General features: G+C 69.7%; 10 protein-coding genes. 2 read left to right on the top strand and 8 right to left on the bottom strand.

Annotated elements, in window-relative coordinates; genetic code table 11:
- Positions 1-17 precede the first annotated feature (17 nt).
- Positions 18-1,316, bottom strand: coding sequence for an MFS transporter (locus BLQ63_RS19825; protein ID WP_091039162.1), 1,299 nt, complete (start codon positions 1,314-1,316; stop codon positions 18-20).
- 61 nt (positions 1,317-1,377) lie between these two features.
- On the opposite strand from BLQ63_RS19825, the gene BLQ63_RS19820 reads away from it, so the two are divergent.
- A complete protein-coding gene (locus BLQ63_RS19820; protein WP_091039160.1) occupies positions 1,378-1,917 on the top strand; it encodes an ArsR/SmtB family transcription factor in 540 nt (179 codons plus the stop codon).
- A 296-nt stretch (positions 1,918-2,213) separates the two neighbouring features.
- Here the strand turns inward: BLQ63_RS19820 and BLQ63_RS19815 are convergent, their stop codons facing one another.
- The 5 genes from BLQ63_RS19815 to BLQ63_RS19795 all read right to left on the bottom strand — a co-directional run bounded on the left by BLQ63_RS19815 (position 2,214) and on the right by BLQ63_RS19795 (position 8,740).
- Positions 2,214-3,833 carry a glycerol-3-phosphate dehydrogenase/oxidase gene (locus BLQ63_RS19815; protein WP_091039158.1) on the bottom strand — a complete coding sequence of 540 codons (1,620 nt, stop codon included), beginning with the start codon at positions 3,831-3,833 and terminating at the stop codon, positions 2,214-2,216.
- A gap of 29 nt (positions 3,834-3,862) precedes the next feature.
- Entirely contained in the window at positions 3,863-5,392 is a 1,530-nt protein-coding gene (gene glpK, locus BLQ63_RS19810; protein ID WP_091039228.1) for a glycerol kinase GlpK, read from the bottom strand.
- A 55-nt stretch (positions 5,393-5,447) separates the two neighbouring features.
- A complete protein-coding gene (locus BLQ63_RS19805; protein WP_091039156.1) occupies positions 5,448-6,221 on the bottom strand; it encodes an MIP/aquaporin family protein in 774 nt (257 codons plus the stop codon).
- A gap of 272 nt (positions 6,222-6,493) precedes the next feature.
- Positions 6,494-7,258 carry an IclR family transcriptional regulator gene (locus BLQ63_RS19800; RefSeq protein WP_091039154.1) on the bottom strand — a complete coding sequence of 255 codons (765 nt, stop codon included), beginning with the start codon at positions 7,256-7,258 and terminating at the stop codon, positions 6,494-6,496.
- Between the two features lie 201 nt (positions 7,259-7,459).
- Positions 7,460-8,740 (bottom strand): cellulose-binding domain-containing protein, encoded by a 1,281-nt coding sequence (locus tag BLQ63_RS19795; RefSeq protein ID WP_091039152.1) that lies wholly within the window; start codon positions 8,738-8,740, stop codon positions 7,460-7,462.
- 226 nt (positions 8,741-8,966) lie between these two features.
- Here BLQ63_RS19795 and BLQ63_RS19790 point away from each other — a divergent pair, with 226 nt between their 5' ends.
- A complete protein-coding gene (locus tag BLQ63_RS19790) occupies positions 8,967-9,854 on the top strand; it encodes an SMP-30/gluconolactonase/LRE family protein (RefSeq protein WP_091039150.1) in 888 nt (295 codons plus the stop codon).
- 24 nt (positions 9,855-9,878) lie between these two features.
- Here the strand turns inward: BLQ63_RS19790 and aspT are convergent, their stop codons facing one another.
- Both aspT and BLQ63_RS19780 read right to left on the bottom strand, forming a co-directional pair.
- Positions 9,879-11,567 carry an aspartate-alanine antiporter gene (gene aspT, locus BLQ63_RS19785; RefSeq protein ID WP_091039147.1) on the bottom strand — a complete coding sequence of 563 codons (1,689 nt, stop codon included), beginning with the start codon at positions 11,565-11,567 and terminating at the stop codon, positions 9,879-9,881.
- 24 nt (positions 11,568-11,591) lie between these two features.
- Positions 11,592-13,211: a bifunctional aspartate transaminase/aspartate 4-decarboxylase gene (locus tag BLQ63_RS19780; RefSeq protein WP_091039145.1), complete on the bottom strand. Its 1,620-nt coding sequence runs from the start codon at positions 13,209-13,211 to the stop codon at positions 11,592-11,594.
- Positions 13,212-13,224: the final 13 nt, after the last annotated feature.

The raw sequence follows: 13,224 nt of genomic DNA, 5'->3' as shown, positions 1-13,224 counted from the left end.
CGGGAACTCGCGGAGGCCTAGGCCGCGGCCCGGGCCTCCTCGTGCTCGGGGTCCGGCAGCTCGCGCATGTTCCGCAAGGGCGAGAAGAAGACCGGTAGGAACGCCAGGCAGATCCCGGCAGCGCCGATCCACAGCGTGGTCCGCGCGCCGAGGAACTGGCCGAGGACGCCGCCGAGGAGCGCGCCGACGGCGTAGGCGCCGTAGACCACGAAGCGGACGGTGGCGTTCATGCGGCCGAGCATCCCGTCGGGGGTCAGGCGCTGGCGGAAGCTGACCTGGGTCACGTTGTAGACCACGCCGCCGATCCCGACGAAGGTCATGGCGAACGCGCCGACCCAGATCCGCCAGCCCGGCTCTGCGGCCGGGATGAGGAACAGCAGCGGTGAGGTGACGGCGACCGAGACCCAGATGGTGCGCCCTTCCCCCAGCCGGCGGGTGACGGCGCCGACCGTGAAGGCGCCCACCACGCCGCCGACTCCGGAGAGGGCGAAGAACAGGCCGATCTCGCCGGGGCTCATGCCCATGTCTCGGGGCAGGAACACGACGAGCATCGCCATGGACGCGCCCATCCAGAAGTTCCAGCTGCCGGTGCAGGCCACGATCGAGGCCAGCAGGCGTTCGCGCAGCACGAACCGCAGTCCCTCCCTGACCTCGGTGATCACCTTGGAGCCGTGGACGACCTCGGGTTTCGGCTCGCGGCGGCGGATGCGCACGAGGAACAGCGCAGAGGCGCCCATGGCGACCGCGTCGAAGGCGAGGGCGACCGGTGCGGTGAGCCATTCGATGAGCTGCCCGGCGAGCACGGGGCCGCCGAGCTGGGCGGTGGAGCGCACGGACTCCAGTTTCGCGTTGCCTTCGACGAGGTGCTTGCGCCCGACCAGGTGCGGGAGGTAGCTCTGGTAGGAGACGTCGAAGAAGACGGTGAAGACGCCGATGATCAGGGCGACGGCGTACAGGTGCCAGATGGTGAGGGTGTCGGTCCACCAGGCGATCGGGACGGTGAGCAGTACGGCGGCGCGCACCAGGTCGCTGACGATGAGGACCCGGCGGCGGCGCATCCGGTCGATCCAGGCGCCGGCGGGCAGGCCGATGAGCAGGAACGCGATCATGCTCATCGAGGAGAGCACGCCGACCTCGAACTCGCTCACGTCGAGCGCGATGACCGCCGCGAGCGGCAGCGCGAGGGAGGTGATCTGGTAGCCGAACTGGGCCACGGTGGTCGACAGGAACAGGCCGCGGAAGTCGCGGTCGCGCAGGAGCCCGAGACGGTCGGGTTTCTCGGGAAGGGCTGGACCGGGGTCGCCGAGGGAGATCATGTGATTGAGTATTCCCAATCGATTGGGAAAAGTCAACCGAACATGCCGTTAGGATGATGGCGTGGCAGACGAGCACAAGGACTTCGAGGACGACCGACCGCTGGCGAGCGAGGCCGAGGCGAAGGCACTGGCGTCCGCAGTGCGGCTGCGGATCCTGCGGCTGTGCCTCGACAAGTCCCTGACGAACAAGGAGATCGCCGAGCGGCTGGGAGCGAATCCGGCGACGGTGCTGCACCACGTGCGCAAGCTCGTCGAGACGGGATTCCTGGCACCACAGCAGGAGCGGATCGGTGCGAAGGGGGCGCGGGAGATCCCGTACCTGGCGACCGGGAAGTCCTGGCGGCTGCGGCTGGACGACGAGCACCAGACCGGCCTGGCGAGCGCGATGCTCGAAGCGTTCCGCGTCGAGGTCGCCCAGGTGCCCGACCTCGCGATGGTGCGGTCGACCCGCATGGGGCTGCGACTGAACGACGACCAGTACCAGGAGGTCGAGCGCCGCTTCTCCGCGCTCGTGGAGGAGGTCAAGGAGATCGAGCCCGGGCCGGGTGCTCGGGCGTACTCGCTGTTCCTGGTGGCCTTCCCCGATGCCGGGCGGGATTGATGCACTGGCCGGGTTGGTTTGCGAACGATGCTCATTCGCGAGGCGCCCCCGGTTCGAGCATTGCGCGGGGGTCCGACAGCGACTGAGAACCGGCCGGTGGACGAGCCGAGAACGAACGTGAGACCGGGGCGGGGACGAACAAGCGAGAGAACGGGTCAGTGCGAGGGCGACAGACCTGGCGGGAGAGCGAGAACGGGGCGGGACCCCCTCAGATCCCGCCCCGTTTCGGCGGACCGATCGGCGGCTCGCAAGAAGGCTCGGCTAAAACCCGCGAGTCGCCGATCGGTCCGGCTCCCTCATTTCCGGTCGAGTATTCGTTGGACCCGCGCCCGCACCTCGGGGGTGTCGAGGCCGCGGATCGTCAATGTGGTGCGGCGGCGCAGCACGTCGTCGGCCGTCTCGGCCCATTCGCGGTCGCGCGCGTACACGACCTGGGCCCAGATCTCCGGCGCGTCCGGATGGACGCGCTCGGCCAGCTCCGGGTGCTCGCCCGCCAGGCGGGCGATGTCGAACGCGATCGAACCGTAGTGCGTCGCGAGGTGCTTCGCGGTGTCCTCGCCCAGGTGCTCCAGCGGCGCGCCGCCCTCGGAGAGCAGCCGGTGCTCCACCGCGTGCGGGTTCGCGATCCCCGGCAGCGGCAGGCGCTGCGGAAGATCGTGCATCGGCTCCATCCGGGAGCCGAGCGAGTACCCGGGCATCGCCGCGAGCTTCTTCATCACGGTCCGTCCGATGTGGCGGAACGTGGTCCACTTGCCGCCCGCCACCGAGAGCATCCCGCCTCGGCCCTCGGTCACCACCGTCTCCCGCTTGGCCTTGGCGGTGTCGCCCGGCCCGCCGGGCAGGACGCGCAGTCCCGCGAAGGAGTACGTGATGAGCTCGGGCCGCAACTGCTCGGCGCGCACCGAGATGCTCGCCTCGTCGAGGATCTGCGCCCGGTCCTTCTCGGTCACCGCGAGATCGCCGGGGTCGCCCTCGTAGACCTCGTCGGTGGTGCCGAGCAGGAGCATGTCCTCCCACGGCAGCGCGAACGTGATGCGGTACTTGTCGATCGGGGTCGCCAGCGCGGCCTTCCAGTGCGCGGTGCGCTTGAGGACCAGGTGCGCGCCCTTGGACAGGCGGATGGACGGGTCGGCGCCGGCGTTCTCCATGCGGCGCAGGCGGTCGACCCACGGGCCGGTGGCGTTGAGGACCACGTGGGCGTTCACGCCGAACTCGGTGCCGTCGACGCGGTCGCGCAGTTCGGCGCCGGAGACCCGGCCGCGGGTGAAGCGCAGGCCGGTGACCTCGGCGTGGTTGAGCACGGCGGCGCCGGCCCGGGCGGCGGCGCGAGCGGTCATGAGCGCCATGCGGGCGTCGTTCATCTGGCTGTCGCCGTAGACGGCGACGGCCTTGAGGTCCTCGGTGCGCAGTTCCGGCACGGCCATGCGGGCCTTGGCGGGGTTGAGCAGGTGGCCGACGCCGTCGCCGAAGGCCGAGAGCGCGGAGTAGGCGAACACGCCGGCGCCCAGCTTGGCGGCCCCGTGGGGTCCGCCCTTGTAGATCGGCAGGTAGAAGGTGAGCGGCCGGGACAGGTGCGGCGCGACCTGGCGGGTGACGGCGCGGCGTTCGAAGTGGTTCTCCGCCACGAGTTTCACCGCGCCGGTCTGGAGGTAGCGCAGTCCGCCGTGGAGCATCTTCGAGGAGGCGGAGGAGGTCGCCCCGGCGAAGTCGCCGGCGTCGACCAGGGCCACCCGCAGCCCCGACTGGGCGGCGTGCCAGGCGGTGGAGATGCCCAGGATGCCGCCGCCGATGACGAGCAGGTCGACGGTGGCGTTCGTCAGCTGCTCGCGCTGTTCGGCCCGGTCGTGGCACTCGGTGAAGTGCACGCCCGCGGTCGGGTCCGCCTCCGGGTGGGAGACGTGCTGCAAGGTGGTCATGGCCGCACTCCTTCTAGGTCGGGCTCGTCTTATTCGTCCTGCCAGCCCATGGTCCGTTCGACGGCCTTGAGCCAGTGCTTGTACTCGCGGTCCCGGACGGCCGGGTCCATGTCGGGGGTCCATTCGGCGGCCCGGCGCCAGTTGGCGCGCAGGTCCTCGACGGAGTCCCAGAACCCGACCGCGATGCCGGCCGCGTAGGCCGCGCCGAGGCAGGTGGTCTCGGCGACCATCGGGCGCACGACGGGGGCGTCGAGCACGTCGGCCAGGAACTGCATGAGGAGGTTGTTCGAGGTCATGCCGCCGTCGACCTTCAGCGCGGAGAGCTCCACGCCGGAGTCCTTGGTCATGGCGTCGGTGATCTCGCGGGTCTGCCAGGCGGTGGCCTCCAGGACGGCGCGGGCGATGTGGGCCTTGGTGACGTACCTGGTGAGGCCGGCGATCACGCCGCGGGCGTCGGAGCGCCAGTAGGGCGCGAAGAGCCCGGAGAAGGCGGGGACGAAGTAGGCCCCGCCGTTGTCCTCGACGGTGAGCGCGAGGGTCTCGATCTCGGCGGCGGTGCTGATGAGCCCCATCTGGTCGCGCATCCACTGGACGAGGGAGCCGGTGACGGCGATCGAGCCTTCGAGCGCGTAGACCGGGTCCTGCTCGCCGATGCGGTAGCCGACGGTGGTCAGCAGGCCCGACTCGGAGTGGATGAGCTTCTCGCCGGTGTTCATGAGCATGAACGTGCCGGTGCCGTAGGTGGACTTGGCCTCGCCGACGCTGAAGCAGGTCTGTCCGAACAGGGCGGCCTGCTGGTCGCCGAGGGCGGAGGCGACCGGGACGCCCGCGAGGAGGGAGCCGAGGGAGCCGCCGGTGACGGTGCCGTAGACCTCGGAGGAGGAGCGGATCTCGGGGAGCACCTGGAGGGGCACGCCCATCTCGGCCGCGATGTCCTCGTTCCAGCTGAGGTCCTCGAGGTTCATCAGGAGGGTGCGGGAGGCGTTGGTGACGTCGGTGACGTGGACGCCGCCGTTGACGCCGCCGGTGAGGTTCCAGATGACCCACGAGTCCATGGTGCCGAAGAGGAGGTCGCCGGCTTCGGCCCTGGCGCGCAGGCCTTCGACGTTGTCGAGGAGCCAGGCGATCTTGGGCCCGGCGAAGTAGGCGGCGAGGGGAAGGCCGGTCTCGCGGCGCCAGCGGTCCTGGCCGACGTCGCCGCCGAGCTGCTTGCAGAGCATGTCGGTGCGGGTGTCCTGCCAGACGATGGCGTTGTGGACGGGCTTGCCGGTGTGCTTGTCCCACAGCATGGTGGTCTCGCGCTGGTTGGTGATGCCGATGGCGAGGATGTCCTCGCGGCCGATGCCGGCCTTGACCATGGCCCCGGCGACGACCTCTTGGACGTTGCGCCAGATCTCGGAGGCGTCGTGCTCGACCCAGCCCGGCTTCGGGAAGATCTGGGCGTGCTCCTTCTGGTCGACGGCGACGATGCGGCCGTCCTTGTCGAAGACGATGCACCGCGAGGACGTGGTCCCCTGGTCGATGGCCGCGATGAACGGGCCGGTGTGCGTGTCGGTCATGTTGCGCTCCAAAACGTCGTTGTCAAAGCGGGTTGTCTCGATTGTGTCGCCGCGCCTATGCGAAGGCAACGTTGTAGAGGAGTCCGGCGAGGACGGCGCCGACGATCGGGCCCACGACGGGGACCCAGGCGTAGCCCCAGTCCGAGCGGCCCTTGCCCTTGAGGGGCAGGAGGGCGTGGACGATGCGGGGGCCGAGGTCGCGCGCCGGGTTGATGGCGTAGCCGGTGGGGCCGCCGAGCGAGAGGCCGATGCTGACCACGACGAGCGCGGTGATGAGCACGCCGAGGGTGCCCAGGCCGTTGCCCTCGTCGTTGAGGCCCTGCGTGAGGATCGCGATGACCAGGACGAAGGTGCCGATGATCTCGGTGGCGAGGTTCTGCGGGGCGTTCCTGACCTCGGGGCCGGTGGAGAAGATGCCGAGGACCGGGCCGGCCTTGGCGTCGTCGGCGCCTTCGGCGGGTTCGGGCTGGTTCGCGAGGTCGGCCATGTGGGCCTTGAACTGTCCGTAGTAGGCGATCCAGGCGAGGAACGCGCCGAGCATGGCGCCGGCCATCTGGGAGACGATGTAGAGCGGGACCTGGTCCCACGGGGTGGCGCCTTCGACGGCGAGGCCGATCGTGACGGCCGGGTTGAGGTGTGCGCCGGAGACGCCGGCGGAGAGGTAGGCCGCGGTGAGGACCGCGAAGCCCCAGCCGAAGGCGATGGCGAGCCATCCGGCGTTCTGGGCCTTGGACTTCTTGAGGGTGACGGCGGCGCATACGCCCGCGCCGAGCAGGATGAGCACTGCCGTGCCGGTTACCTCGCCAATGATGATGTCTGCGTTGGACACACCGACTCCTTTGTCTGCGTCCGAGGCCGGAGCCGGGGCTCCGCCCTCGTGGGAAGGGCTTGTTCCGGTCGGCGGCCGTATCGAACGCTGAAGCCGTTTAGCGTTCGACAATGTCGACCGACGTACGCAAAGTGTTCTCCTATGTTACCTGCTCGTCAATAGGTATGTGACGACCGACACATCTCAAATCGCGAACCATGTGAAACGCCTGCAAGACAGGCATACCAGGGTCACAGCGGGCCCGCTGGGAAGTGGAGGAAAAGGGCGTACCGCTAAAACGGCTTCGCGCCCAGATCGCGCGAAACGGAGCGCGCGGTGTCGCGCAGGGCCGCGATGAGCTCCGGGCGCGGCTCGCCGTCCCGGCACACCCGTTCGACGGCTCCGGTAATGCCGACCGCGCCCACCGACATGCGGTGCCGGTCGAAGATCGGGGCCGCCAGAGCTGCGACGCCCTCCCAGGTCTCCTCGGCGTCGGTGGCGTAGCCCTGGGCGCGGATCAGGTCCAGGTCCCGCTCGATCGCGTCGAGGTCGGTGACGGTGCGGGCCGTGAACGGCTCGCGCTTGGCGTCGACGAGTTCGGCGTGCGCGACCGGGTCGAAGGCCGAGAGGACCTTGCCCAGCGCGGTGGAGTGCAGCGGCTGCATCGCGCCGACCTCCAGCACCTGGCGGCTGTCGTCGGGGCGGAAGACGTGGTGGACGACCAGGACGCCCTGGAGGTGGAGCACCCCGAGGTAGACCGCCTCGCCGCCGGAGCGGGCCAGGTCGTCGGTCCAGACCAGGGCGCGGGCGCGCAGCTCGTGGACGTCGAGGTAGGTCGTGCCCAGGCGCAGGAGCTCGGCGCCGAGCTGGTAGCGGCCCGAATCGGGGTCCTGTTCGACGAAGCCCTCGTGCTGGAGGGTGCGGAGGATGCCGTGGGCGGTGGCCTTGGCCAGGCCGAGGGCCGAGGCGATGTCGGACAGGCCGAGGCGCCGCTCGCCGCCCGCGAGCAGCCGCAGCATCGCCGCCGCGCGCTCCAGCGACTGGATGTTCTTGGCCATCCGGACGCCTCCGTTCCTTCGAGGTCCGCGCCCGGCGGCTGCCGCAGGGGGCTCCGCCGTGCTCGGCGGGCATTCGAAATACCGCCGTTCGACAATGCTAAACACTATCGGTCCTTGCCGACCAGATGCGGACCGACATCACCGCGGACCGAGGCATGGGAAAAAGCGGCGGGACCGCGTCCCGCCGCCTTCCGGTGGTTCCTAGTAGCCGTAGCGGCTCTTGAGGTGCCGCCACCAGTCGCGGAGCATCCACTCGTCGAATTCGGTGATGGTCGAGGAGGAGCCCGCCCTCATGATGAAGCAGCACTGGCCCGTCGGCGTCCAGTCGTAGAAGTCGTCGAGCCCGAAGGTGTGTCCCAGCTCATGGAGGTAGATCGTGATCTGCGCGGAGTTCAGGGAGTTCACGAAGTACTCCTGGCCCATGCGCTGGCCCCAGTCGCCGCCGGCGCCGCCGCCCATGCCCTGGGTGAGCCACAGGCTCTGGTCGTAGTGGTGCGCTTCGCCGCCGGGGCACCGGGAGTAGTTCCCGTCCTGGTGGAAGAAGCGCCCGCAGTCCTCGGAGCACTGCGGCGCGTTCTCGCGGATGTCGCCGATGTAGACGTCCACGGCGTTGTCCGACCACTGGAGGAGGTTGCGGTCGCGGGCGGCCCAGCCGACGACGTTCACCTCGATCTGCTCGAACGGGAACTCGCTCCAGCCGGCCATCTGGTCGAACCAGAGGTCGTACTGCTGCTGGAGCTTCGCCTCGATCGCGTCCCGCGTCTGGAGGGTCACCGAGTTCTGCGAGTCCCAGCGGACGCAGTAGTCGATGGAGCCGCCGGTGGCCATGATCTGGTCCCACCCGAAGTTGCGGAAGTTCAGGTTGTAGGTGTCCTCGACGTGCGCCCAGACCTCGTTGAGGGGCTGGACCAGGTTCGAGGGCGGGTTCCACTCGTCCTGGCCGGGGCCGCCGGTGGGCTCCTCGGTGGGCTCCTCGGTAGGCGGCTCGGTGACGTCGGTGGGCGGGTCGGTCGGCACCGGGTCGGTGTCGCCGGTGCACACGGACCCGTTGAGCCGGAACGTCGTCGGCAGGGAGTTCGCCGTTCCCGAGAGCGTGCCGGTGAAGCCGAAGCTCACCGTCGAGTCGGCCGTGAGGCGCCGGTTGTGCGCGACGCCGTTCGCGGTGACGTGCGCGCCCGACTGGGACGCGGTGGTGTTCCAGGCGTTGCCGACCCTCTGGCCGTCGGTGTAGTCCCATTCGAGCTTCCACGGGTCGAGCGCCGTGTCGCCGAGGTTGGTGATCTCCACGTTCGCGTTGAACCCGCCGGGCCACTGCGCGGTGACCTGGTAGTCCACATCGCACCCGGCGGTGGCGGCCGATGCCGTCATCACCGTGAACGCGGTCGCGCCCGCGGCGACCACCGCCACCGCTGTGGCCGCGATGGCGGCGCGCAGGCGCCGATGCCGTCTCAACGGCGGTGTCTCGGGGAGTGCCGGTCCCATGTCGAAGTCCCATCTGGTCGTTGCGGCCGGGCCCGTCCCGGCCGTGAGGGTCGCAGACCGATATTGATATCGATCACATTCGATACGTTATTCCCGGAGTCTTCGGGATACAAGCGTCAGAACGCCCCTGGAGGTTTCGGAAAACCCGGCGGCATCGGGGGCGGGTGGACGGCGGCCCCGCGCGGGGCTAGATTCCTCGGGACGTCGGACGAAGAGGGAGTCACTGATGGGAAAGACCGCCGCGAGCTTCGAGGTCTTCGACGAGCGCTGGAACGTGGCCGGCGACGACTCGCTCGAACACCTGTTCTCCGACGGGCGCTGGACCGAGGGCCCGGTGTACGTGCCCTCCGGGAAGTACCTGCTGTTCAGCGACATCCCGAACGACCGGATCATGCGCTGGGACGAGACCGACGGGACGGTGAGCGTCTTCCGCTCCCCCGCGAACCACGCCAACGGCCACGCCCTCGACCGGCAGGGCCGGCTGGTCTCGTGCGAGCACGGTGGCCGGCGCGTGACGCGGACCGAACTGGACGGCTCGACCACGGTCCTGGCCGACCGCTGGAACGGCCTGCGGTTCAACAGCCCCAACGACGCCGTGGTGGACTCGTCCGGCGCGGTGTGGTTCACCGACCCGCCCTACGGGATCACCAGCGACTACGAGGGGCACCGGGCCGAGCAGGAGATCGACGGCTGCCACGTCTACCGCATCGACCCCTCCGGCGTGGTCGAGCGCGTCGCCGACGACTTCGAGCGGCCCAACGGGCTCGCGTTCTCCCCCGACGAGCGCCGCCTCTACGTCGCCGACACCCTCCGCGGGCACCTGCGGGTCTTCGACGTCGACGGCGGCGCTCTCACCGGCGGCGGGGTCTTCGCCGAGAGCCCCGGCGGGAACTTCGACGGCCTGCGCGTGGACGTGGAGGGCCGCGTCTGGGCCGCCGCGGCCGACGTCGACTGCTTCGACCCCGACGGGACCCTGCTCGCCGCCTTGAAGATCCCGCAGCCCGCGGTGTCCAACCTGGTCTGGGGCGGCCCCAAGCGCAACCGCCTGTTCATCACCGCCACCGACTCGGTGTACTCGATCCACCTGAACACCAACGGGGCCTGGAGGCTCTAGGGCGTGTTCGGGACCGAACACGCCCTAGCTCCCGAGGCTGTGGGCCATGGCGACCACGATCGGGCCCAGCAGCGGCAGGACGACGTTGGAGAAGGCGTAGACGATCGTGTAAGCGATGAGCGGCGTGGCGTTGCCCGCGGCCGCCTGCACGGCCGTCACACCCGGCGTCGAGCACTGCTGCCCGGTCACCGAGCCGAGCGTCAGCGGCGCCGGGAGCTTCATGACCTTCCAGGCCACGAACAGCGAGATGAAGGCCGGGATCGCGGTCATCGCGATGCCCGCGATCGGCAGGCCGATGCCGAACTGCTTCACCAGGTCGACCGCCTGCGGTCCCGACGAGAGCCCGACCGCGCAGATGAACACCGACAGGCCCAGGGTCTTGATCACGTCGGCCGCGGCCGAGTCGTACTGCCCGAACGTGGGCCGCTTGGAGCGGATCCAGCCGAACAGCAGGCCCGCGAGCAGGCACCCGCCGCCGGTGCCGAGCGTCAGCGGGATCGTCCCCACCGTCCACACCAGCATCCCGATGAGGAAGCCGAGCACGACGCCGATGGCGATGAACACCATGTCGAAGCGGACGGTCGGGTCGATGCGGAAGCCGACCATCGGGACGACGCGGCGCAGGTCGCGGCTCGCGCCGGACAGGCGCAGCGTGTCGCCGTGCTGGATCATCGTGGACGGCTTGACCGGCAGCTCGTGGTCGCCGCGGGTGATCTTCTGCAGGAAGACGCCCTGGCGCTCGGACTCGAAGTCCTTGCGGATGTCCCCCAAGGTCGTCGCCTGGTAGCCCTTGCGGGTGACCACGACGTCCGCGAGGTCGAGGTTCATCGCCATCGCCTCGTCGAGGGGCCGCTCCTCGCCGATCTTCGCGCCGGCGCCGACGAGCGCCTCGCGGCGGCCCACGATGAGGACCCGGTCGCCGTGCTCGAGCCGCAGGTCCGGCGCGAGGGCGACGCTGCCGCCGTCGCGCGAGACCTCCTCGACCGTGGCCTCGCCGAGGGACTCCTGCAGCGCCGCGACGGTCTGGCCGGCCGCCGTCGTGACCTGGTACTCGCGCCCGACGACCGCCGGGGCCGCCGGGGCGGCCGTGTCCTCGTCGGCGCTGCCGCCGAGCTGCTTCCAGAGCTTCGCGGCCTCCTCGCGCAGGTTCACGCGCATGATGAGCGGGAAGAACTGGCTCGACAGGAGCACGATCGTGATGAGCCCGCAGATGTAGGAGATCGAGTACGCGGTGCCGACGTTGGCCTGGAGCGTCGCGATCTCGGCGTCCGAGAGGTCGAGCCGCCCGATCGCGTCGGTGGCCGTGCCGACCGCCGCCGACTCGGTCGCGCCGCCGGCGAGCAGGCCCGCCGCGGTGCCGACGTCCAGGTCCATGATGAGCACGGCCGCCGCGGTGATCGCCAGGACCGAGACCACCTCGATGCCGGTGAAGGTCGCGTACCGCAGGCTCTTGCGGTTGAGGCTGGCGAAGAACGTCGGCCCCGAAATGTAGCCGAGCGTGAAGATGAACAGCGCGAACGCGATCGTCTTGACCTGGTCGTTCAGCTCGATGTCGGCGAACATGCCGATCACGATCGCCACGATCAGCGTCCCGGCCACGCCGCCCAGCGAGATCTTCCAGATCCGCACCTTGCCGACCGCGAAACCCAGGGCCAGGCATACGAACAGCGCGATCTCCGGAGTACTCGAGAGCGTCTCCTTGATCCAGTCCATCTTCCCTCCTCCGCTCGTGGTGCTCTAGCGCTGCTGCCGCTGGAAGGCGGCGTGGTACTCGTCGCCGATCCGGCGCAGCGCGGTGCCGATCCGCTCGTAGGCGTCCATGCGCAGGTTCGCCAGGCTCACCCGCACCGACCATTCGGGACCGTCGAAGCCGCCGCCGTTGAGCAGCACCACCGACTCCTCCTCCGCGAGGCGGAAGACCGGGTCGACGGGCTCGAAGTTGGCCTGCATCCAGTCGGCGAACTCCGCGCCCCAGTTCCGCTCGGCCCAGCTGAGCAGGTCGAGCTCCACGTAGTAGTTCGCCGCCTCGGGGTCGGCCGGGTAGGGCACGTCGAGGCCCTCCACGAGGGCCTTGAGGCGCCGGGCGATGATCGCCTGGCAGTCCCTCTTGTAGGCGCCCTCGGCGTCGGTGAGGCAGTGCAGCGAGAACAGGACCATCTGGACCTGCTGCGGCGTGGACAGGCCCGCGGTGTGGTTGAGCGCCACGTCGCGGGAGTCGGCCACGATCCGGTCGATGAACTTGATCTTCTCCGGTTCGAGCGAGATCGATGAGTACCGCTCGCGCAGCACCGAGGTGTGCGCCTCGTCGAGGGCCCTGATGCGCTTGTCGAAGACGTTCTCGCGGGCGATGGCGATGACGCCCAGGCGCCAGCCGGTGCAGCCGAAGTACTTCGAGAACGAGTAGACGCCCATGGTGTTGGACGCCTGGCTCGACATGAGCGAGGTGAACCCGTTCGTGAAGGTGCCGTAGACGTCGTCGGTGATGATCGTCAGGCCCGGGTTGTCGTTCGCGACGATGGACCGGATGCGCTCCAGGGTGGCCTCGGCGAGCTTGACCGACGGCGGGTTCGACGGGTTGACCAGGAACAGCGCCTTGATCGAGGGGTCCTTGAGCTTGTCGATCTCCGAGTCCGGGTACTGCCAGGTGTGGACGCCCTCGTCGGTGTCCTTGGAGGCCTGGAGCTCCACGATGTCGAAGTCGTAGCGCTGGAGGTGCGGGATCTCCAGGTAGGGCGTGAAGATCGGGACCATGATCGCGATCCGGTCGCCCTGGTTGAGCAGGCCGTTGACCTGCGCGGAGTCGAAGAGGTAGCACATGGCGGCGGTGCCGCCCTCGACCGCGTACAGGTCCCAGCCGCCCTTGGGCGCGCCGCCCATCTCGGCGTCGAGGTAGGCGTGGACGACCTGCTCGGCATGGACGAGCATCCGGTCGGGCACCGGGTAGTGGTCGCCGATGATCGCGTCGGCCAGCTCGCCGACCCAGGCGTCGGCCTCGAACCCGAGGGTGTCGGTGCCGTAGGCGATATAGGACGCGAGCGCGGCGGCGCCCGGCGCGGAGGCGTCGGCCTTGAGGTAGTCCGCGAGCCGCTCGGCGATGCCGTCGCTCTGCGGCATCCCGCCGAGGTTCTCGAACTCGTCCCAGTCGCGGCGCGTCTCGGTCACGGCGAACTGCCCCAGCAGGAAGAACGCCTCACGCGGGGCGGTGGCCGTCCAGTTGGGATTGCCGCGTCCGGCGTTGACCATCGCGAGGGCGTTGGCGCGCTCGTTGTCCCCGGCGAGGTCGATGAGCCGGTTCTTCAGCTCGAACGGGCTCAGCCCTTCGAGGCGGCGTTCTTCGTCGCGGTCGACCTTGGACATGGTGGTTTCCCTC

Source organism: Glycomyces harbinensis (assembly GCF_900101745.1).
GTDB classification, from domain to species: domain Bacteria; phylum Actinomycetota; class Actinomycetes; order Mycobacteriales; family Micromonosporaceae; genus Glycomyces; species Glycomyces harbinensis.
This window is presented reverse-complemented; position numbering and strand designations above follow the sequence as displayed.